The 22,431-nt window shown below is 51.9% G+C and carries 20 protein-coding genes; 10 read left to right on the top strand and 10 right to left on the bottom strand.

All coding sequences use genetic code 11. The features are described from left to right. Window positions 1-128: 128 nt before the first annotated feature. The 3 genes from GTPT_RS09075 to GTPT_RS17975 form a co-directional block, all read right to left on the bottom strand. The gene (locus GTPT_RS09075; RefSeq protein WP_029990489.1) at window positions 129-386 is read right to left on the bottom strand and encodes a bacteriocin immunity protein; all 258 of its coding nucleotides are present in this window, start codon (window positions 384-386) and stop codon (window positions 129-131) included. 93 nt (window positions 387-479) lie between these two features. After that, window positions 480-719, bottom strand: coding sequence for a bacteriocin immunity protein (locus tag GTPT_RS09070; protein ID WP_241964919.1), 240 nt, complete (start codon window positions 717-719; stop codon window positions 480-482). Window positions 720-799: 80 nt separating this feature from the next. Next, a complete protein-coding gene (locus GTPT_RS17975; RefSeq protein ID WP_338116815.1) occupies window positions 800-970 on the bottom strand; it encodes a hypothetical protein in 171 nt (56 codons plus the stop codon). A 605-nt stretch (window positions 971-1,575) separates the two neighbouring features. On the opposite strand from GTPT_RS17975, the gene GTPT_RS09065 reads away from it, so the two are divergent. Next, a complete protein-coding gene (locus GTPT_RS09065) occupies window positions 1,576-2,400 on the top strand; it encodes a substrate-binding periplasmic protein (RefSeq protein WP_025901357.1) in 825 nt (274 codons plus the stop codon). 389 nt (window positions 2,401-2,789) lie between these two features. On the opposite strand, the gene GTPT_RS09055 is transcribed toward GTPT_RS09065, so the two are convergent. Genes GTPT_RS09055 through GTPT_RS09045 form a run of 3 tightly spaced genes read right to left on the bottom strand, consistent with a single transcriptional unit; the run spans window position 2,790 to window position 6,287 of the window. Continuing rightward, window positions 2,790-4,118 carry an NAD(P)/FAD-dependent oxidoreductase gene (locus tag GTPT_RS09055; RefSeq protein WP_029990484.1) on the bottom strand — a complete coding sequence of 443 codons (1,329 nt, stop codon included), beginning with the start codon at window positions 4,116-4,118 and terminating at the stop codon, window positions 2,790-2,792. A 42-nt stretch (window positions 4,119-4,160) separates the two neighbouring features. Continuing rightward, window positions 4,161-4,772 (bottom strand): helix-turn-helix domain-containing protein, encoded by a 612-nt coding sequence (locus GTPT_RS09050; RefSeq protein WP_025901360.1) that lies wholly within the window; start codon window positions 4,770-4,772, stop codon window positions 4,161-4,163. Between the two features lie 39 nt (window positions 4,773-4,811). Further along, a complete protein-coding gene (locus GTPT_RS09045) occupies window positions 4,812-6,287 on the bottom strand; it encodes an aldehyde dehydrogenase family protein (RefSeq protein ID WP_025901361.1) in 1,476 nt (491 codons plus the stop codon). Window positions 6,288-6,730: 443 nt separating this feature from the next. On the opposite strand from GTPT_RS09045, the gene GTPT_RS09040 reads away from it, so the two are divergent. The 3 genes from GTPT_RS09040 to GTPT_RS09030 are packed head-to-tail and all read left to right on the top strand — an operon-like array spanning window position 6,731 to window position 9,043. Further along, window positions 6,731-7,381: an amino acid ABC transporter permease gene (locus GTPT_RS09040; protein WP_029990481.1), complete on the top strand. Its 651-nt coding sequence runs from the start codon at window positions 6,731-6,733 to the stop codon at window positions 7,379-7,381. Window position 7,382: 1 nt separating this feature from the next. Next, window positions 7,383-8,150: an amino acid ABC transporter ATP-binding protein gene (locus GTPT_RS09035; RefSeq protein WP_029990479.1), complete on the top strand. Its 768-nt coding sequence runs from the start codon at window positions 7,383-7,385 to the stop codon at window positions 8,148-8,150. A 17-nt stretch (window positions 8,151-8,167) separates the two neighbouring features. Continuing rightward, entirely contained in the window at window positions 8,168-9,043 is an 876-nt protein-coding gene (locus GTPT_RS09030; protein ID WP_029990477.1) for a GNAT family N-acetyltransferase, read from the top strand. A gap of 64 nt (window positions 9,044-9,107) precedes the next feature. Here the strand turns inward: GTPT_RS09030 and yajD are convergent, their stop codons facing one another. After that, window positions 9,108-9,455: an HNH nuclease YajD gene (gene yajD / locus GTPT_RS09025; protein WP_025901364.1), complete on the bottom strand. Its 348-nt coding sequence runs from the start codon at window positions 9,453-9,455 to the stop codon at window positions 9,108-9,110. 280 nt (window positions 9,456-9,735) lie between these two features. Beyond that, window positions 9,736-10,296: a GNAT family N-acetyltransferase gene (locus GTPT_RS09020; RefSeq protein ID WP_029990476.1), complete on the bottom strand. Its 561-nt coding sequence runs from the start codon at window positions 10,294-10,296 to the stop codon at window positions 9,736-9,738. A 483-nt stretch (window positions 10,297-10,779) separates the two neighbouring features. Here GTPT_RS09020 and GTPT_RS09010 point away from each other — a divergent pair, with 483 nt between their 5' ends. The 6 genes from GTPT_RS09010 to GTPT_RS08985 all read left to right on the top strand — a co-directional run bounded on the left by GTPT_RS09010 (window position 10,780) and on the right by GTPT_RS08985 (window position 16,953). Beyond that, the gene (locus tag GTPT_RS09010) at window positions 10,780-11,682 is read left to right on the top strand and encodes a LysR family transcriptional regulator (RefSeq protein WP_029990473.1); all 903 of its coding nucleotides are present in this window, start codon (window positions 10,780-10,782) and stop codon (window positions 11,680-11,682) included. A 503-nt stretch (window positions 11,683-12,185) separates the two neighbouring features. After that, the gene (locus GTPT_RS09005) at window positions 12,186-13,010 is read left to right on the top strand and encodes an ABC transporter ATP-binding protein (RefSeq protein WP_025901368.1); all 825 of its coding nucleotides are present in this window, start codon (window positions 12,186-12,188) and stop codon (window positions 13,008-13,010) included. Continuing rightward, entirely contained in the window at window positions 13,010-14,035 is a 1,026-nt protein-coding gene (locus GTPT_RS09000; protein WP_029990472.1) for a FecCD family ABC transporter permease, read from the top strand. The genes GTPT_RS09005 and GTPT_RS09000 overlap by 1 nt, the downstream gene beginning before the upstream one ends. Next, the gene (locus tag GTPT_RS08995; RefSeq protein ID WP_029990471.1) at window positions 14,032-15,084 is read left to right on the top strand and encodes a FecCD family ABC transporter permease; all 1,053 of its coding nucleotides are present in this window, start codon (window positions 14,032-14,034) and stop codon (window positions 15,082-15,084) included. The genes GTPT_RS09000 and GTPT_RS08995 overlap by 4 nt, the downstream gene beginning before the upstream one ends. A 15-nt stretch (window positions 15,085-15,099) precedes the next feature. Then, window positions 15,100-16,047, top strand: coding sequence for an iron-siderophore ABC transporter substrate-binding protein (locus tag GTPT_RS08990; RefSeq protein WP_029990469.1), 948 nt, complete (start codon window positions 15,100-15,102; stop codon window positions 16,045-16,047). Between the two features lie 12 nt (window positions 16,048-16,059). Continuing rightward, a complete protein-coding gene (locus GTPT_RS08985; RefSeq protein ID WP_025901372.1) occupies window positions 16,060-16,953 on the top strand; it encodes a MurR/RpiR family transcriptional regulator in 894 nt (297 codons plus the stop codon). 85 nt (window positions 16,954-17,038) lie between these two features. Here GTPT_RS08985 and GTPT_RS08980 read toward each other — a convergent pair whose 3' ends face one another. Beyond that, complete coding sequence (locus GTPT_RS08980) at window positions 17,039-19,804, bottom strand: M16 family metallopeptidase (protein ID WP_029990468.1); 2,766 nt, start codon at window positions 19,802-19,804, stop codon at window positions 17,039-17,041. Window positions 19,805-19,864: 60 nt separating this feature from the next. Continuing rightward, window positions 19,865-22,408 (bottom strand): TonB-dependent receptor plug domain-containing protein, encoded by a 2,544-nt coding sequence (locus GTPT_RS08975; protein WP_071780113.1) that lies wholly within the window; start codon window positions 22,406-22,408, stop codon window positions 19,865-19,867. Window positions 22,409-22,431: the final 23 nt, after the last annotated feature.

Here is a 22,431-nt window from a genome sequence, read left to right as displayed (position 1 = left end):
GGACATGGAGGCGATACAGACCGCGCCCGTGGTGGTTTTATCACCTTCAAGTGCGGTCCCTCGTCCATAGCAGTCAGATCGATTCCCCATTACGCCACCTCTGCAGATAACAGGAAATCAGTACGATCCTAACTCTTAAAGCCCGATTTACCATTCGCCTGACGCCATTCTTTCACTTCTTGGACCACCCCTTCGGGACTATCTTCGCGGTTTTCTCGTGGATAATAAATAAGGTCGGAACCTTCCGGGTGCTCACATAGACGTTCAAACGCCAGAAGGTTATTCACATCTTCTTCTTCGGCTTTTTCTTCTGCATTATAGATCCTACTAACCAATGCCAGAAATTCTTTCTCAGTATAATCAGAGATGGTTTTTTTATTATTCATGTAACCACCTTATTTATTATAATGTATATCAATATGCCACCGGGGTGTTGTAACCCACCATATTGTCAACGTTATAGACTTCACCACCTTAGCCTAACTCTTAAAGCCCGATTTACCATTCACCTGATGCCATTCTTTGACTTCCTGAACAACGCCTTCGGGGCTATCTTCACGATTTTCACTCGGATAGTAAATAAGATCCGAGCCATCAGGATGTTCAGCCAATCGTTTAAACTCAAAAATATTTTCTATATCTTCTGCGTCTGTAGTGTTACTGGCATCAAATAAATTACGAACAAAATCCAAAAATTCTTGCTCAGTATAATCACTAATTTTTTTTCATTTCATCCGCCTCTGTGAATATTTATATGACGTTTCGGGTTCACTATTCCCATAGTATCCGAATTATAAACCTAACCACCTTCACTGATCGGTTTAATATGATGAATATCACATTTTATCTTTCCTCCGGCCTGCTCACTCTCCCTTGATGCCGGGGCTTTACCAATCTTAATATTACCGGAGCTCCCACTGTACACCCTATTCTTCAGCCTACTAAGCCAGTGCCAGTGAGATAAATTCAATTTAATGAAATTTTAAGTATTCCCCGCATCAGCCTGAGCCCCACCCTGGCTAAGGTACATTGGACGTCCCCCGGCCACAGTCCTCCGCTGATCACTATATGAAATTCGTATTACATACGGATACCACAGAGTACAAGGGCTGAAGCGAAACGGCTGTAAATATCTGCATTAGCAGATTGACATTTCTTATGAAAATTTCATTATAGTGAATATGCTATGACAATAAAAACATAAGTCTCCGGAAAGCTGGCTCCGGAGAGTGCCAGAGGACCCCCTGATTGCAGAAACATATTTAAAAATTTTCTGCGGGTCAGAAGCCTGATTGGCAAGGATTATAGGGATTTATACCCGGTGAAAGTACCGGGCCCGTAAAAACGGGGTCATGGCGGGGACACATTGGCCGTTGACGATCACAGGAGTGATACCAGTGAAGCGCAAAATTATCATGTTCGCTCATCAGATAATACACCGGCATTGAAACGTACGGCCAAACTCAGGGAGCAATAACGTGTACAAAACCATAGGGGTTGCCGGGATTGCCCGCTAAACCTGACTTTTCATAAAGCATCTCTCATGGTGCCGTTTAACTCGCAGGAGATTAGAAAATGGTGATGTCGTCTTATTCTTCCGTTGCAGACGTAATTAAAAAGAAAACGAAATATCATACTTCCCGCTTAATACTTGCAGGTACCCTGGTATTTAGTGCCGGTGTCAATATTGCCCAGGCTGCTGACATTCCGACATTAACTGCTGGCTCCACACCATCAAGCAGGCCCGCGTGTTTTCTGGATATTACCACCGGTAAGTTTGAAGGATTTATGCCCGAGATAGCGTCTGAAGTTGCACGCCGGGCAGGTTTTAAAATTACGTTTAACGCCATTCCATTTTCTGCGTTATTACAATCATTACTGACCAATAAAATCGATATGATCGTCGCCGGAATGTCGCCGACAGCCCAACGTAAAACCAAGGTAGACTTTTCAGAAGATGTTACCAGCCTCGGTGAAGGTATTTTCGTTCGTAATGACAATAAGAAACAATACAAAACCGCGCAGGATTTCAAAGGTGAAGTGATTGGCATCATGGCGGGTGCAGATTATGGTCCTCGCATCGCGGCCATGCATGTCGCGAAAGAAGTGAAATTCTATGAAAGTCCGGCAGATCTTGCCAGAGACGTACAGTTAGGTCGTATTTCCGTAGGGATAAACGATTACCCTATTATTAAAGGAGAAGCGGCTGCGGGGTCACTAAAAGGTATGCATGTTGTTGAAAGTTATCAGCCGACTCAGGTTGATCCTATCGCCTTCGCATTCCGCAAAGGTAATGAACCCTTGCTGCTGAAAGTGAATAAAGCTATCGACAGTATGAAAGCCGATGGCTCGCTGCAGAAGATCCTGAACAAATGGGGTATGAAGTACTACGCCGGTTAAATGTGGCTCATACCTGCTATCCCTTATTTAAGATTTCCTGAATCATCCGTCCACTGCATTAAAAAGGGTTCATGTTCCGCATGAACCCTTTTTACATAGATGTGCCCTTTTCATCCGCGACGACAAAACCGGTCATCAAACCTCCGGCATTCACACCCTATGAGTCTGCCTTTCAAAGGGGAAGCGCAATATTTACGGAAGTGCCGACCGTATTTCTGTTAGCCACTCACTATTTTCGTTACCGCGAGCAGGAGTCGAAACCGGGAGACTTCAGGAAGAAAAAACAGGAAGGAGGGTTATTACGCGAATACCCGCAATACAAAAGGCTAAACAGACTCTCTGTGTTCGGGGCATTCCGGTGAGCCCCGGAATGCCCCGAACACAGAGGATTACATCATTTCCGGCTGACGAATAGTGCTGCCATCACTGAAACGCTCAAGCCGGTAGGGCGCTAATTCAGTGAAGGTGTTGTCGTTGGTCACCATTTCTGCGGCCAGCCGCCCAGCCCCCGGGCCAATACCAAACCCATGGCCGCTAAATCCGGAGGCAACAACAAAACCAGGTAAGTGACTGACCGGAGAAATCACCGGAACCAGGTCCGGCGTAGTATCAATCCATCCGGCCCAACTGCTTTCTACTTTTATCCCCTTTAATGCGGTGAACTCGCGCTCAATCTCAGCGATTGCCAGCTGCAAAATTTCTCCGTCCGGAATGGGGTCCAGGACCCGGTGTTTCTCAAAAGGAGACAGACCGTCAAAAGACCAGGACCCGGCAGCTTCAGGGCCATCGAAGAATGAACTGTTCAACCGGATTTTCAGTTTTTTCGCCAGTTTACTACGATACATTGGATAAAATTTTGCCGCATACCTGAGGTTCTGTGGGGCAAGATCCATGCGACCTCGCCCGGGCATGGAAACGGTATAGGACCCATCAAGCCGTCGACGCAATGCCAGATTCGGGGTACTCAGACAACCTTTCACAATTTCTTCAGCGACCGTGGTTTTGAATGCAGTTCCCAGAATATTCGCCGCAGGCAACTCAATTCCGTGACGCCGACACAATCGGGAACTCCATGCCCCGCCGCAGCAAATCACGGTGCTCGCTTTGACTAATCCCTTTTCGGTCCAGACACCGCTCACCTTTCCGCCACTGATATCCAGCCCACGGACCGCGCATTGCTGCTGAATATTCGCTCCTGAATTTTGCGCACCGGTTGCTATCGCCGGAGCCGCCTTTGAAGGATCTGCCTGTCCGTCGGTGGGTGACCAGACACCACCAATCCAGGGAGATGCCCCGCCAATTCTTTCCTGTGCCTCACTGGCACTAAGCAACTGGCTGGAAAAACCTTTCTCCTGAGCTTTTTTACCCCATGCTTCCCATTTCGCCATATCAGACTCCCGGGTCGTCCCGTAAAGGATCCCTGTACGGCGGAAACCGAGATCAATGCCAATTTCCTGGCTAAGTGTTTCCCAGCGCTGAAGACTGTACATCGCAAGAGGCAGCTCAAATAAATCGCGATTCTGTTGTCGAACCCATCCCCAGTTCCGGCTGGATTGTTCCCCGCCAATACACCCTTTTTCAAATAATGCGACAGAAACGCCACGCTGAGCTAATTCATAACATATTGAGGTGCCAATAATACCGCCACCGATGATGACAACATCCGCCTGCTCAGGAAAGGTCTTACTGTTCGCCACGGTATCCACTTTTACGCGCATGAAGTTTTCCTCAATGTCAGTAATTATAATATTAGCAACCCGCTATAAATGATTTTCAGGCTGGATATGCATAATCCACAGGACTTTCGCCCCTGAGTGAGTATGATTAAAAACGTTGTGTCTGAGGCTGCTTTTGAACTGGAAGCTATCACCCGGATGTAAAACGGTGCTATTACCCTCGATCTCAAGCGTCAGCTCACCTTCGAGCAGTAACCCTGCTTTTTCACCATAACCTGTCAGTACTTCATCCGACCTTATCTGTGCAGGAATATCGATTATCATAAATTGCAACTGATGGTCGCCTTTCGGGGACAATAATTCTTTCGCGATCCCCCGTTTTCCTACATGAAAGCCCGGGCGCTCCTGCAATCGTCTGACATAGTGTTCCGCACCGGGGGGATCATGTTCCTCATTTTCAAGAAATGCAGTCAGCGGGACATTTAATACAATGCGTAACTGCTCCAGCATTCGTACTGTCGGGTTACTCAGATTTCTTTCAATCTGACTGATGGCGCCGGCAGAAACTCCCGCACGGGAAGCCAGTTCACTGATTGTAAGGTTTCGGGATTTGCGCAATTTTCTTAAACGCAATCCAATATCAGCTTCAAGCGAGTCCGGAACCGGATCCTCACTCAACCCACGATCTTTAGTCATTTATTTTCATCCTGAGAATATGCCTCTTTCCATGATACGCTAAAAATCTATCAGCACGCTTTTATAACGCTGGCACGCTTCCATCGCAGCACGGCCCAGATCCTTCCCTATGCCTGACATTTTAAATCCGCCGGTCGGAATGATGAAATCCTGACTGCGCCCGTAGCGATTAACCCAGACAGTGCCCGCTTCAATCGCTCTTATTGCTCGCATCCCCTGCGAAAGATCACGGGTGTAAACACCGGCAGCCAGTCCGTACACAGTATCATTAGCCAGAGCAATGCCTTCATCCTCATCAGTGAAGGTTTGTATTGTCAGAACCGGTCCGAATACTTCCCGGCAAACCACATCCATATCGTTTGTGACCCCGGCAATCAATGTCGGACGATAAAATGCGCCATTTCCGGTCTCCGGGAAGAATGTCCCGCCAGTAAGGATGTCGGCTCCTTGCTCACGGGCATGACAGACGATGGAATGGATTTTATCCGCCTGCGGTTTATTTATTATCGGGGAATAGCGGCTCGCGCTGTTCCACGTTAAACCAGGCTCACAGCGGACAATATTCTGTTGAATTTTCTCAATGAGTTCATCGGCTATATTTTTATGAACGATTAAACGGGTCCCTGCCACACATACCTGACCCGCATTCCCGGTAAATCCGCCGGAAATACAGTTGGCAACCTGTGCCAAATCATTCACTTTCTCAAACACCAGTTGAGGGCTTTTCCCCCCTAATTCGAGCGTGACAGGCTTGATACCATTATTCGCAGCATTCGTCATAATAGCTGCACCCGTCACAGGCGACCCGGTAAAACTGATCTTACCTACCGCAGGATGAGCCACAAGCTGCGCACCGGCAGTCGCCCCTAATCCGTGAATAACATTGAGAACACCGGAAGGTATACCGGCTAAAACAGCAAGTTCAGCCAGGCGCACCGTGGAGAAGGGTGTCATTTCAGAAGGTTTAATGACTATTGCATTACCGGTAGCCAGCGCCGGACCACATTTCCAGGCAGCCATAGATAAGGGAAAATTCCAGGGCGTTATCGCACCAATCACACCATAAGGCTCCGCTGCACTGAAGCCTAGTTTGGAGTGACAGGTAGCAAAATGATCCCCCCCTTCTTTATCCGCCAGCTCTGCAAAAAAACGAATCGTTTCGGCTGCCGAGGCCACATCACCACTTTTGGCCAGCGTTACCGGACGGGTTGAACAGGCTGATTCTAATTGCAGCAGCACCACATCCTGCTCAATCAATTCAGCCCAGCGATAAAGAGCCCGCGTCCGTTCTCGAGGCGCACAGGTTGACCAGCCACTCTCTTTTGCCGCACGTAAGGCGCTACTGACGGCATGATCTACTGTGTCTGCACTGGCATCCGGGATAGAGGCAAAAAACTTGCCATCAGAAGGACGATTAACATCAATTTCTCTCTCTCCGGCGGGTGTCACTAAAGTACCGCCGATGTAATGACCTACCGGGACGGGCACGTTCTCCGGAGTGAAGTCTAACGTCATTTAAAAGTCCTTTGAATTAGGCCTGATGATGTCATCCGCAGGGATCTGCTCAATTTCTGGCGTTCAACGCTTATTTCAATTCACTTATGCCTTGTCTGGCATGCTCCTACCCCCGGTACTTCGGGTTATCAGAAACAGGGCCGGTATAAAGGTGGAGCACGAACGCCCCTAAGTTTCATTATAATGAATTTATGACTATCACTTTGTCAAGCTTATCCACCCTAAAATACGCCGGGTTAACTCCCCCCAGCAACCACTGAATAAAGCAAACCATCCTGAAATATAGTGCTGACATTCATCGAATAGCGTTTATAAGCAAATAATATGATCAGAGGCAGCAAAGCGATTGACTTAACAGAGGCATCCGATGATATTCATTAAAATGAATTATGCATGGATTTATTTCCCTGCCCACCAAAGACCAAAAAAAGAGCGAGTGACATATGGATTGGAGCAATGTTCATACCTATCTGCCATTTCTGCTAAAAGGCGCAGAGATGACGGTCTATATCACTGTTATTTCATTGGTGATTAGCACCCCTCTTGGGCTGCTTTGGGCAGCAGGAAAAATGTGTCCCTGGCGCATCATCCACTGGCCGGTATCAGTCATTATTAATATCACCCGTGGATTACCGATGATTGTGGTCCTGTTCTATATCTATTTCGTGTTCCCGGATATAGGTATCACCCTCACCTCTTTCGAAGCCAGCGTTATCGGGATTGCCTTCTGTTATTCAACTTATATTGCAGAGATATTCCGGGCCGGAATAGAAGCGGTAGACCGTGGACAACTGGAAGCTGCACGCTCCCTGGGGATGGGTTTCAGAAAAGCCATGTGCCGGGTGATCCTTCCTCAGGCATTCCATATAGCATTACCCCCTTATAGCAACACACTGGTAATGATGCTCAAGGATTCGGCTCTGGCTTCCACCATTGCGGTGACAGAAATAACGCGTCAGGGGCAATTGATTGCAGCATCAACGTTTGACAATACCACTATTTATACTCTGGTAGCGCTACTCTATCTGGCGCTGAGCTTGCCTCTGATGGCGATGACCAAGCGACTGGAAGCACGACGAGTGAAAGGGGCTTAAGATGATTGAAATCAAAGATGTCCATAAACGCTTTGACCAGGTTGAAGTCCTTAAAGGGGTAAATTTCAGCGTGGCAGAAGGGGAAGTGGTCTGCCTGATTGGCCCTTCCGGCTCCGGTAAGTCGACGATATTAAGGTGTATTAATGGACTGGAAACCTATGAGGGTGGAGAAATAAGCGTTCTGGGACAACGCGTCAATAACAAAGATAAAAGCATTAATAACCTGCGCCGTCAGGTCGGCATGGTGTTTCAGCGCTTTAATCTGTTTCCTCACCGCTCGGTGCTGGAGAATGTCATGGAGGGGGCTATCCATGTGAATGGCGAGCCCCGGGATATCGCACAGAAACGTGCAATAGAGCTGCTCGGGCTGGTCGGACTTGCTGATAAATTATCGGCATGGCCCGCTCAACTGTCCGGAGGACAGCAACAACGCGTCGCGATTGCCAGAACGTTGGCCCTCAATCCCAAAGCGATTCTGTTTGATGAGCCTACTTCCGCCTTAGACCCTGAACTGGTGGGTGACGTGTTGCAGGTTATGCGTACATTAGCGGATGAAGGTATGACCATGATCGTGGTCACTCATGAAATGCAGTTTGCACGTGAAGTGGCGGACAGAGTCTGTTTTTTATACAGTGGCCGCATTGTCGAACAGGGGCCAGCCGGAGAGGTTTTGGGTAACCCACAAGAGCCCAGAACACAGGAGTTTTTAAAAAGGATCCTTGGCGGCTCGCGTCCGACCCGCTGTGAGACATGCAGGAAAATAGCCTGATCAGGAATACAGAGGAAATGAACCTGCTTTTGCCCACTGTCGATGACCCATTACATCTTCGTAAAATGACATGGCAGGATTTACCTGCCGTCCATCGTTTGTCGTCTCTGGTGGGGTGGTCACATCGCCCTGAAGACTGGCAGTTCATGTTTCAGTCCGGGCAAGGATGGATAGCCGAAATCCATGGCAGGATCGTGGGTTGCGCACTTTACTGGCTTTGGGGCAATAGTGCCGCCACCGTGGGGATGGTGATTGTCTCTCCGGACTGGCAGGGAAAGCGTATCGGGTTTCTTATGATGGAAAAGATAATGTCTTGCCTGGAGGGTTACCAGGTGCGTCTTCATGCAACAGCAATGGGTAAAGGACTTTATCAAAAGTTCGGTTTTAAGGACGCCGGGATTGTGACTCAGTACCTGAGCAACCCGTCACCAAAAATACAGCCGTGTAATATTCCAGAACCGTTATCGGTACGTCTGGCGTATCCGTCAGATAAAGAAACACTGACAGCACTGGATTATCTCTCCACCGGCCTGCTGCGCACTGAATTAATCGAACAAATCCTCACCGATGGAATAAAAACGATTGTTTTACTGGATAAACATCAGCAAATTATCGGTTTTGCCGGTTACCGGAACTTTGGCCAGGGAGTCATTATCGGACCGGTCGCTGCCAGTAATATTGAGCAAGCGAAAGTGCTTATTTCTCAATTTTTTTCCGACGCCGCCGGGTTGGTGCTCCGCATTGATATTACGGATAATGCACCGCTGGCACGCTGGCTGGAGGATCTTGGGTTCACACCTGTCAGCATCCCGATAGTGATGTATAAAGGTCGCCGACCGGCAGAGAAAAGGCAATGCTCAAATTTTGCTATCGTCACCCAGGCTTTAGGGTGACGGCTCAGCGTAAATTTTTAAGGAAGGTTGAATATTACCGGTGACGCCCGCCGCCGGATCGGGACTATTTTTTCTTATTCAGCATCGACTTTAAATCGGCAAAAGGGTTAAACGTCGCCACACCCATATCTTTTTGTGCATCTTCGCCCGCGACAACGCGGGTGCCATACATATCGGCTTCTGTGTATTTCGAGTGTTCATGATCGTGGCAATAGAGGCACAATAGCTCCCAGTTACTGCCATCTTCCGGGTTATTGGTGTGATCGTGATCGATATGGTGGACCGTCAACTCACGCAGGTTGGAATAAACGAACTCCCGGGAACAGCGCCCGCAGACCCACGGATATATTTTAAGTGCTTTTTCACGATAGCCACTTTCCAGCCGCGCGTAGTTTTTTGGAATAAAAGCCATTGCCAGTGTTACCTTTTATAAAAAGACGATGTCGGATTTTGCTGAAGACAGCCGGTGTCCCTTCCTGCTGAGAAGATGCACCTTATCTGAGTATGGCTATTCTACACGGGTAAGCGATAACCTGACCACAGAGCCGATAACAAACACCGGACAGTTTTTCATTTTTTGTCACCGTAACCTGCTGACTGCGGCGTCATTACGATGACGACAGAATGTGGCACCCCGCCCCACCGGAATTTATATACCGCAGTCATCCCTTCCCCTGCCGGGAGCCTGTAAATTACCGGGCCTCAGAGCGCCGAACGCGGGCATTCCATTCATCGCGGGTGATTTCCCATAATTCAGACGTCATCCAGCCGCTGACATAGTGTTTCTCTTCCGTCCCGATAAGCCGCATGCCACTGCTTTCGGAGATTGCCCGGGAACGACGGTTATCCGCGGCTTTCGGTACCCGTAAAACGTCCCGCTCCAGGGTATTGAACCAGAAATCCGTGACCGCAATACTGGCTTCACGCATATAGCCCTGCCCCTGATATTCAGGCACCAGCCAGAAACCCCGGTTATTATCGGGTATATCATATAAACAGATATGCCCGATAAGTTCTTCCGGGGCGCTCTTTCGGCGTACCGTCCAGCACCATGCCTGCCCTTTTTCCATTTGCGGAAGGGCAATGGAGTTGACGTAAACCTCTGCACCATCATCCGGATAGGGCCAGGGGACAGTCCCTGTCAGATACCGGACGATCTCCCAGCGCGGAAAACATTGCTGGATCTGCACTGCATCTTCACTGACCAGCGGGGTTAACAATAATCGCGATGTTTCCAGCACGGGTATCGGCATAGCAGACTCCTGTCTCAGGTTAAGATTCTGTATAAGTGATGACCTTTTCTGCAGCAAAGCTTCCGGCAGTCACTGTGCCCGGAGGGCTGTGTTTAACATATTCCGGGGATTGCTCTGTACTGTTGCTCACCGGGACCGGAACACCCGGAGACAGCTCAGAGGATCCCCCGTGTCGCTGCCCTGCTTTGATGCCGGCCACGCCGGACATTTAAGGTTACGTCCTGTCGGTTAATTCTTCAGAAAACATATCAGGAAATGCATTGGCAGCAAAGTCACTGGTTTCGCTCAGTCCCCCCCTGCGGAAAATCAGATAAAAAGAGAATAACCCTCTGTTTTAAAATATAAAGACAGCAACTTCCGCTAACCTGAAAAAGTGATAACAGGGCTCACCCATCGCCTGTTATCGTAAAACCGTTTGCAATTCACTGATTCGCAGGTTAAATCAATAATAACTCCCCTTCAGATATCAGATTACTCACGTAAATGAAGAAAAAAGCATTGAACCAGGTGACCGATTTTGACCTTAAGCTGCTGAGAATTTTTAAAGCAGTCGCTGACTGTGGCAGTTTCTCTGCGGCAGAAGGATTATTGGGGATCACCCGTTCCGCGATCAGCTTACATATGGGTGACCTGGAACAGCGATTAGGTATGCGGCTATGTCAACGCGGACGGGCAGGATTCTCGCTGACTGATGAAGGGAGAGAAATTCTGCGGCTGAGCGAAACCATGATGACCTCCGTAGAATTTTTTCGCCAGCAGGTGAATCAGATGCATGAGCAGATACGCGGTGAATTTAAACTGGGTATTATTAATAACCTGGTGACGCAGCCGATGATGCGGATCACGGAAGCATTACAGGAACTGCGTACCCGCGGCCCGGAAATCCGCATTAATCTGAGTATGTGCACGCCGGCTGAGATTGAAAGAGGCCTGATGGACGGACGTCTTCATGCAGGCGCCTTGCCTATGATCACCCCGCTCTCGACACTCAACTATTATCCTCTCTATGAAGAGAAATCCAGCCTTTACTGCAGTCATGCTCACCCGTTATTCGATACGGCGGAGAATGTTGACAGCGCCCGTCTGAGCACTGCGGATGCCGTCGCCCCCGGCTACCGGATGACCGCAGAAACTATCGGTTTACACCAGCAGCTTAACTGCAATGCCACCGCGACTGACCGTGAAGGGATAGCCTTTCTGATCCTGACCGGAAAATTTGTAGGCTTTCTGCCCGACCATTATGCAACTACCTGGGTTGAGAAGCATAGGATGCGGGCGATTAATCCGGATAAGATGTTTTTTACCACCACCATCGCGGCAGCGACCCGAAAAGGCCACCGCGCCAATGCCATTCTTGATCTCTTCTTACGCTCGCTCGGGCTCTGACGCCAGGCTGGCATGATGCACTTTAACGCCAACAGCTGGATCCCCGCCCATTCCGGGAATGGCAGTCACCCGCGGTAATGACCGGGACTATGTTTTTGTATCGCGATACACAAGCCCGATATCACGGCCGGTAAGCGGTTCGGTTTCTCATGTCGTGATCTGGTAGGGGATCTTCTGCAGATGATAATTTCTCCGGGGGCCATTCAGGAGAAATTATCATGTAGTAGTAAATGAAAGTATTAACGGTTAGCTACAGCATAATACGAATATATTTACGGGGATCCGCAATCGGAATTAAATTTAACCATATGATATATATAATAATATATCGTCATTCACGATAATGTCACTCCATCGCCTTTTTACCTGCCGGACATCTGATAACCTTATATTTTTCTTGACTACTACATAGCACCCAAGCAAAATTGAAGGGAGAATGATACTTATTACTATTTGCGTTCTGATGATCGTCGGTGTGTTCCGGGTCTGACGCAGGAGTTAACATGCCACAGCAGGCCCCCCCTACCATGGAAACACGAGGTTTACAGGTCGAAAACCTGCGTGCCGGTTACCAGAAAAAGATAATTATTGATGATATCAGCCTGAGCCTTCCGCCCGGTAAAATGACCATACTGGCCGGTGCCAATGGTTCAGGAAAATCAACATTACTCAACAGTATCGCGCGGATGATCACCCCGCACGCCGGACAGGTCATCCTGGATGGTAAGGCTATCCATCAGCAGCCTGCCCGTCAGGTAGCACGTCAGCTGGGCATTCTGCCGCAAACCCCGCTGCTGCCTGAGGGGCTGACCGTCGCAGAACTGATCTCGCGGGGACGTTTCCCGTGGCAGGGTTTTCTGCGCCAGTGGTCAGAGGCCGATGAACAGGCGGTGACAGAAGCGATGCGCCTGACCGGCACCGAATCTCTGGCGCACCAACAGGTAGAAAATCTTTCCGGCGGTCAGCGTCAGAGATGCTGGATAGCCATGACACTCGCCCAGCAGACACCGACAATTTTGCTGGATGAGCCGACCACCTTTCTCGATCTGCGTTATCAGGTCGACATCCTGGAATTGCTGCGTGATCTGACCCGGTACCACAACCGGACGGTTATCATGGTGTTGCACGACCTGAATTTTGCCGTTAATTACGCAGATACTCTGGTGTTCCTGAAACAGGGCAAACTGTGCGCTGTCACCGACGACCCTGCTACCTGTACTCCGTCGCTGATCCAATCCGTGTTTGACCTGGATGTTCAGATGTCGATCAACCCGCAGACCGGCAAACCCTTCTTTATGCCCTTTCCTGCGATGAAGAGTTCACAATAATGACCGGAACCGCCCCTTTGTTCCGCCATCGCCAGTCCCGTTACCTGCTGAGTCTGCTGTTAACTGCCTTGCTGGTGGCCGTCTGCTCTGTGTTTGACTTAGCTATCGGTGCCCGGTATATCTCACCGGAAACGGTCGTCCGGGCACTGGTCGCTTATGACCCGCACAATTTCAATCATCATGTTGTGGTTGAACTTCGCCTGTTACGTCTGATTGCCGCATTACTGATTGGCAGTGCCTTAGGCGTTGCCGGATTGCTGTTACAGTCGGTGATCCGCAATCCCTTAGGTGAGCCCCATATTCTTGGCTTAAACGCCGGGGCCGCGCTGGCGGTGGTCATGAGTACGGCCTGTGGCGCGACCTGGCTCACCTTGCCTGGCATCCGGCCGCTGGTCGCGGCAGGCGGTGCTGCACTGCTGTTCAGTCTGGTGACCCTCTTCTCCTCCGCCGGACGCAGCGGGTTGACGGTGATGAAAGTCACACTCTGCGGGGTGGCCTTGTCTGCTTTCGCCTCCTCACTGACCGCCACGGTACTGTTACTGGATGAGCAGACCATGATGGACATGCGCACCTGGCTTGCCGGTGATCTTGCCGGATTGAGCTGGCCGGGGGTACAGGCGGCGGCTATCCCGGTGGCTCTAGCTATCCTGCTGGCGGGATGGCTGGCGCCTTCGCTGAATGCTCTGGCGCTGGGAGATCACCTGGCCCGCGGGTTAGGGGTGGATCTGCGGCGTACCCGTATTTTGTCCATTTTCGCCATTGCGTTACTCAGTGGTGCGGCTGTCTCTCTGGCCGGGCCGATAGGTTTCGTCGGGCTGATTGTCCCGAATGTAGTGCGGCGGCTGGTGACAGAAGATGTGCGTAAGGCTATCCCGTGCTGTGCTTTGTGCGGCGCGCTGGTTCTGCTGGTTGCCGATATTGCCGCACGCACGCTGATAGCCCCGCAGGAGCTGGCCACCGGCGTAATGACCGCCCTCGCCGGGGCGCCGGTCTTTATCTTTATTGCCTCGAGGTTTTTTAAATGAGCCCCCTGTTGCGTGCCGTCGGCTGGAAAGCACTCCGTCAGGGCCGGTGGTCTGTTCTGCTCAGGCCCGCCACCCTTGTTCGGCTGGCACTCTTCCTGCTGCTGATTTTACTGTTACTGGTCTTCGGCATCAGTCATGGCAGCCTGCAGGTACCGGTATCCGGTGTCGCCAGGGCACTGTTTTACCCGCAGGAGGTTCATGACCCCTCTCTGTTTATCGTCAGAGGAGTCCGGCTCCCCCGGTTGCTGATGGCTGTCACGGTCGGCGCAATGCTGGGGATGGCCGGGGCTGCCATGCAGTCCATTACCCGTAATGGCCTGGCAGACCCGGGACTGCTGGGGGTGAAGGAAGGTGCCAGTATTGTGGTACTGACGCAGATCCTCTTCTTCCCGGCTCTGGGCATGCTCTGGCAACCGGTGACCGGGATGGCCGGGGGCTTGCTGGTCTCGGCATTAGTCGTCCTGCTGGGCAGAGATTTTTCCAGGCCCCGTTTTATTCTGATCGGTATCGGTATTTCGTGGATATTCGCGGCCGCCATCGGGGTCTTTATGACCACTGCCGATGTCCGGCAGGTTCAGACCGTGATGTTATGGATGGCGGGCAGTCTGAATACGGTCAGCTGGCCACTGCTATTGATTTCCCTCTGCTGGGGGATCCCGGCCATATTGCTGTTATTTCTCACCGCCCGTGCTTCAGATATTGCGTTGCTCGGGAATGCCGCGGCCACCGGTTTGGGTGTCAGGTTATCGCAATTAACCCTGCTGCGTTTTATCGCCCCGGTCATTCTGACGGCAACCTGTATTTCCTGTGTCGGCAGTATCGGCTTTGTCGGGCTGATGGCCCCGCACCTGTCACGCATGCTGTTCCGCGGCGGCCAGTCGGCCCTGCTCAGTGGCAGTGCTGTCTGTGGCGGAGTGCTGGTGTTACTGGCCGATAATGTGGGAAGACTGGCCTTTGCCCCATTACAGTTGCCTGCCGGTATCGTGATTTCATTACTCGGTGGCCCGTTTTTCCTGTTACTGCTCTGGCAACGCAGGGACAAATTCTGATGTGTAAGGATAATTATGCGTATTCTTTCTGTTTTACTGTTATTTATCAGCACCTTTGTCATCGCTGCGCCGCAGACTCAGCAGTTCACCGACGATACCGGACGAACGGTGACCGTACCACTGCACCCGAAACGGATCGTGTCACTGCATGATCTGGACATCACTATCCCGTTAATCGAGCTGGGGGTTTTCCCGGTCGGCAGTCATGGCCGGACGTTACCGGATGGCAGTCATACACTGCGTTCCGCACGGCTGTTAACCGGCGTTGATTTTAATGACTCAGGGATCCGGTTTATCGGTACCTCGGATATTGATATCGAGGCCATTGCCGCACTGAAACCGGACCTGATTATTACCGAACCGGGCCGTAGCGCCTCGATTGAACAGCTTGAGAAAATTGCTCCGACCGTCAGTATTGACCATCTGAAAGGCGGTGCGCCACGGATTTACAGTAAGCTTGCACAACTGACCGGTACCCAGGTTCAACTGTCACGCCTGGAGGCCCGGTATCAGGATGAAATCAGACAACTGAAACAGACCATTGGCGGTCGTAAGATAACGGTCTCCGTGCTGCAGGCCAATAACGGTAAAATTGCTGTTATGCACAGCTACCATTCGTTGGGGAAAGTGCTGCGTGATGCCGGCCTGACCTTCCCTGCCCTGATCAACAATATTCCTGAAGACGGCCGTATGAATGTCAGCGCCGAGCGACTCCCGGATCTGGATGCGGATCTGGTGTTTGATACCTGGCGTAGTGATACCGGTGGGACTCCGGCAGATGAAATCGCGGCAATGAATGCCGTGATGCCGGGCTGGTGTAATTTCCTGACGGCCTGTCAGAAAGGCCACTATGTGATGGTTTCACGTGATGAGGCTATTTCAAATACCTTTGCGGCACTCAGCCTGATGGCGGCCGTGGTTCAGTCTCAGATTGCAGGGCTGGCTGTCTCTGGCGCGAAATAAGCGGAACGGACAATGAAAGAACAGAAGAAAAATAAACACAGGGTGGATGTCTACGGTGAACGTTTACGCAGTCGGGCACCACAACTGTCTGCCAGCCTGCAGAATGTTCTTTATTATATTAATGAACACCGCGCAACTGTTCTGGAAGCGACCGCACTGGAAATTGCAGCAGCCACCGGCACCTCGGATGCCACGGTGGTCCGTGCGGTACAGGCACTGGGGTTCGCCGGGTTACGTGACCTGAAAAAAACCCTCGAATTGTGGTTTGAACCGGTAATGAACTCCGCCGATAAAATGAGCTCCACGGTGAGTGAGTTTACCTGTGATACCCAGTCGAGTATCAATTTTGTGCTGGAAGGTCATAAACATACCTGTGAAGTGCTTGCCTCTCAGGAAAACCGTCTTGCGTTGTCGCGGGCGGTTTCACTGTTACTGGAAGCCCGCCAGACCGCGATTTTCGGTATTAACGCCTCCGGGATCCTCGCCGAATATGCTGCCCGCTTATTTAACCGTATCGGTCTGCCGTGTGTGTCGCTTAACCGCTCGGGCATTGGCCTTGCAGAACAGTTACTGACCCTGCAACGCGGCGATGTACTGATCATGATGGCCCAGAAGTCAGCGCACCGGGAAGGTATGACCACACTGCGGGAAGCAAGGCGGCTGGGGAATCCGGTGATCCTGCTGACCAACGCAATGGACTCGAAGTTTGCTCAGGAAGCGGATGTGGTGATCCAGGTCCCGCGCGGGGGAGAAAACGGTAAGATCCCGTTGCACGGAACGGTGCTGGTATGCCTGGAGATGCTGGTATTATCCGTCGCGTCGTCGGCCTCTCAGCGCACGATAAAATCGATGAAACGTCTGCAGGAATTACATCGCGGCCTTAAACCCGGCACCCATAAACGCTGACCCCGGAACATTTTTCTTTACACCCGAACGAACGCTCCGGTCATGGCCGGCAGGCTCTTCCTGCCCGCCGGCCAGAGTCACCGCCTTACGGCCCTTTTTCCTCCGCAGCGGGCTTCGGTAAACCGATAAATACCTTCAGGTTCAGCTGATTGACCAGTAATTCCGCCATCTCCCGTACCTTATCCGTCTGTATAGCTGCCGCCAGTCCTTTGACCTCAGAGAGATACCGGGGATCATGGTAATGGCGGTAACTGAGGATCAGCCGCTTTTGCAGACTGTAAATATCCCCGCTGCGTGACTGTTCCGCCAGCTCAAACTGGCGACGTTGCTCCTCCACCTGCTGCGGTGTGATCTGTGACGGCAGTTGTCTGAAGACCTGTAATGCACGCTGCCATAACTCCCCGGCCCTTTGCGGCGCCGTGGTAAAACTCAGCGCGGACTCAATCCGCTGGTGGCGATCGTTCAGGGTACTGCTGAACCGCAGCCGGTAAACCCCTAATGCGTCATCACGCAGGCTGGATTTTAATGCCTGAGTCGCGAGGTTCTGCGCAACGTTCAACCGGACAGCGTCTTCCGGGGACCAGCGGCGGGAGGTAAAACTCCAGGCATTCACCGTCGCGCGCGGCTCTGCATTCGTTTCACTCACCCAGTCATCATAACCACTGACCGGTAATTCGCGGGTCAGCCGGCGGGGTTTACCCCGCGGGATGGTCGCCAGATACCGGGCCGCCAGCGGCACCAGCTCTGGCACATCGTCCGCCACCAGATACCAGGTCATCGGTGCCCTGACCGTCTGTCGCCACTGCTGCAGAAATTCGCTATTTTCTGTCCTGCTCAGCCGTCCGGTATCCGCCGCCGCGCCCGTGTCCGGCAGTCCGTAGCGTAAACGGTAGATCTGTAACTCGCGATCACCATTGTCAGACTGCTCGCGGGTCGCCTGCTGACGCAGGAGTTGCATCATACTCTCGCCACGAACCTGCGGATCGATCCCCGCATTGACCTGTATTTGATGATTGATAGCCAGCAAATTTTCGAGGTCCCGCGCGGTGCCGACAGAATCAATCAGTAATTCATCCGGCTGCTGGGTGATCAGCAGGGATACCGAATGTTCCTTTTTCCAGCGCCCGAAGTCACCTGTCCGCCATCCCGCAGGGCCGCTCTGCTTAATCATCTGACCGGCAAGCTGTGACTGCCAGCGATCCAGCCCCTGCATCAGAAAGCCGGACGGACTGGTGGCCGATAAATAGACCCGGTCTTTCGCCAGCGGTGTTTTCAGCCACACCAGGGTATCGCCGTTACTCAGTGTCCACTGACGGGTCTGTTGTTCAGGATAGATTTTCAGCGCGTTAAGGGAACCGGCCCCGGTGACCGCGGGTAGCTGAGGTAACACTGCAGCAGGGGGACGGCGATACGGCGATAACGCGAGCGTAGCCACCTCCGCCATCTGCCGGCGTACCTCCTGAGAGTCCGGCAGCCTGGCCGTGCGTCTCCCCGGGATCCCGAACTGCACCAGTTGATCGCCGGCCAGCAGCCAGTCCGTGATCTGCTGATTAACCTGCGCGTCAGTAATGCTGTCCGTCAGTGAAAGGATGGCTTTACCCCGCTGCTGACTGTCAGTGAATGGCTGTTTCTGCTCCCAGCGGACAGAAAGTTCACGGACCCACCCGCTAAAGTCACGCTGTTCCGGCCGGGCTGCCATTGCTATCGCTGCTTCACGGATGGCCTGCCGTTCGTCGGCAATATCTGCGGGATCGGCACCATAGCGCAGAAAACGTTCACGTTCACGCAGCAGGCGGGTCAGACCTTGCTGATGCTGACCCGGCGTTACATCCACAAATAATCCCAGTGCCTGCGTGTCTCTGCCAATAGCCGATTTGCGGACAATAATACGACTGCCGGTGGCCTGAACGTCCGGCCCGGAGGTTTGTAACTGACGTGTCAGCACCTGCAGCGCTATCTGGCTGACCAGCCGCTGCGTTAACGTAGTGTCCGGCCCTGGTGAGAACCGGCTGACCAGCGATACCTGGCTATTGCCACTCTGACTGTCCTGCAGCCGGACTACCCGTAGCTGGTTTGCCAGCACCGGTTCATAGTAGTTTCTGGCGCTGACCGGCGCAGCAGGCATGCCCTGAAAGGCGTCGGTGATCAACTGCCGGGCCTGCTGCACATCAAAATCACCGATGATCAGTAACCGCATATTCCCCGGCCGGTACCAGCGCTGATAAAACTGGCGAAGTGCCCCGGCACCGGTATCCTGAATAGACTTTTCATCGCCAATCGGTGGCCGGGACGGATACCGTGACCCTTCCCGCAGAGCGGCAACCCGTTGCTGATTCATGCGGCTGGCGACCCCCAGCTGTCCCCGCCATTCCTCCATAATGATCCGCCGCTCACTTTGTAAATCCGCATCGGTGATACTGGCCGCCCCGGTCATCTGGCTCAGCGCCTTCATCGCCAGCGGAATGCCCGCGCTGCCATCGGGCGGACTCATCATAAACAGCGTACGCTCATAGTTAGTCATGGCATTATACTGGCGGGCCCGTTGCCAGCCGTGGCTTTGTAACAGACTGGCGCCCCCCTGCGGATACTGCCGGCTGCCGCGGAACACCATATGCTCAACCATATGCGCGACAGCAGGTTCATTCGCCTGCTGATCCAGTGACCCGGCATCGACACTCAGCCGGATATCCACCCGGTGCTGATAGCCTTCCATCGGCACCAGGGTATAACTGAAGCCGTTAGCCAGTTGACCTTCAATAATGCGGGGAAAACCGCTGAGTTTTTCCCCCGCAATCCCCCATGAACTGGTAAACACTGACAGAAAAACCACTACCCACTTCATCTGTTTCATTCCAGGACTATCCTCTGCCGCAGCCTTGCGGCATGACTATTTCGTAAAAAAACCTGCCGGTTACCAGTTGTAAGCCACACCCAGCCAGAACTGACGACCCGTTTTATATGTCACCGTTTTACTGCTGCTGCCGGTGGTTTGGGAGGCGGCGATAACATTATCCAGTACGTTAATCACATCGAGCGTCAGCTCAATGCTCTGCTGCCCGTAGGTCGGTTGCAGGTAACTGAAGTGCCAGTCATAAGAGAAATAATCTTTGTATCGGGTCTGGTCATAACGGGTGGCATTGCCTTCATAATTTCCGCAGACACTGCCCTCTGCCGGGCAACTGACAGACGTGGTGGTATAGCCACGGTATCCGGCGGTATATCCCAGATTCTGGTTCCAGTTAAGACGTAATGCAGGGAAGTAGGTATTCAGGTTAACGAAAGCCGTCCAGGGGGTGTTGAAATCCAGCGCATCCATTTCGCCTTTATCCATTAACCGGCCACCGACGATCACTTTATTGTCATCGGTATCGCTGACATCGTAATAACTTTGTGAGCTGGATTTATTCTTTGTATAACTGGCTCCCGCCGACCAGCGCATTTCACCCCAGGAAAAGGTTTTCGGGCTGACTGGCTCGCCGGTCAGTGAAAAGGTATTGCCACGGGTTCTGGCATTGTTCGCCAGAATATAAGCCCGCTCACCGGCATCATTCGTTACCGTCTGTCGGCCAAACTGATCTTTCCCCTGACGGTTAACCCATTTCAGGGTCCATACCGAGTTCAGCACTCGCTGTGAAAGGCCCAGTGATAACTCATCACTGTAAGGGGTTTTCAGGGATGAAGTGGCATAATCAATGGAAGCGGTTTTAAGCTCTCCGTCACTCCAGGCCCCGGAAGCACTGCTGCGGGTCCGTACCGAATAGCTGCTGATCCCCTGGCGTAACTGATACGCCAGCAGGCTCTGGCCGTAATAGCGGTTGGCTCCGCCGAACAGACGGGTGGAATGGTCATCCCACAGATCATAAGAAGCGGCCAGACGCGGTGCCAGGGTCAGATTTTTCAGGAAATCATCATACTGAGCCCGGACGCCCGGCGTGACTTCCAGCTTGCCTACGCTCATGCTGTCCTGAAAATAGAACGCATAATCCGTATAACTGGCGGCGACTTCCCGCGCCGGGTAAACCGTCAGGTTTTTAAAATATTGCTCACCATTGATGCAGTAAATATCACCGGACTGACAAACAACTCCGGTATCCACGATCGCTATTCCCCGGGACAGGGTGACATCATTAAACCGTTGATACCGGGCACTGTAGCGGTCAATCTCCCAGCCAGCATCTGCCTGATGTGCCACCGGTCCCGACATCAGCGGATTCAGTTCATAATCCTGTTTCAGCATGAGAGTGCGTTTCTCTGTGGAATAGGTGCCGTAACCGCCGATCAATGCCGTCTGATAATTTTTAGTGGCCGGTGAGCTGACCCAGTCAATGGTATCTGACACAAATCCCGCCGAAGCATACGATTTATACCAGGTAAGTAACTGATCTGACTGATGAGAAATCTTATTTTGTTCATACTGATAACCCGCCAGGCTGGTCACTTTCCCCCACCCGGTCAGATGCTCCCACTCCGCATTCAGACGGTAGCCGCCACCCGTATTGGTAAAGGCCCCGTTTTTCACGTTGGCTTTATAATATTCCGAAGAATGCGGCGAATACATGCCGGTCAGTCGGAGGGTGTCGCCATTATCTGCCAGATAGGTGCCTTTCAGTAAATAGGTCTCTGACAACCGTTTCTGGTTGCTCCACTCCCCCAGGTAACTTTGGTAATACGGGATTGTCGATTGCTGACGGTTATAGGCGAACAACAGGGCCGCGTTATCGCTGAGTGGCTGGTTCACAGAAACAGAATAGGTTTCTTTTCTGAATTTCGGCTGACTGGTCAGGCTGGTCGCGGAATCAAAATCTTCTGCCTCATCCGCATCAATATGATAGCGGGTCCAGGCGGAGCGTGTGGTGCGGTAGGCTATCCGGCCGGAGGCGCGTCCGGTTTGCGGGTCTTTCAGCCGCGCATCGACCACGCCGCCGGTGAATCCGCCATATCTGGCCGAGATATTGCTATCAAATACCTCTAACTGTTCGATAAGTTCGGAATTTATCCAGAAGGACTGCGTCCCGCCGGCGGGCAAATCGGTGGGAGAATACCCGTCCGGGGTTGCGGAGAATTCGCCGCCATTAGCCCCGGGATTCACCGTATTATTATTCGATAGCCCGTCAATGGTGAAATTGTTGTTATAAAATTTCTCACCGTGGAAAGAGACATTTTCCGGCGCGATTTCTCCGGGGGTGGTACTGCTGTCGGTAGTATTAGCAAACCGGACCGCGGGATTATGTTTCAGTAACTCTGGCACACTCCCGTTTCCGGTCGGAAACTGGTTTATCTGTGTTTTATCGAGTATCTGCGTTCCCATCGACTGACTGGTCGGCGTCGTACGTACAAGGATAGTATCTTCCTGTGTCTGCTCCTCCGGCGTTGTATCAGCACGATTATTTTCCAGGCCGAACGCCGCCCCCGGCAATAAAACTATTGCCGCGATAAAGGTTATTTTGTTTCCCACGAAGTATTCCCAAAGATGTTATG

Source organism: Tatumella ptyseos ATCC 33301 (genome assembly GCF_000735525.1).
In the GTDB taxonomy this organism is placed as follows: Bacteria; Pseudomonadota; Gammaproteobacteria; order Enterobacterales; family Enterobacteriaceae; genus Tatumella; species Tatumella ptyseos.
The sequence above is the reverse complement of the archived record's forward strand: the minus strand, read 5'-3'. Positions and strand labels throughout refer to the sequence as shown.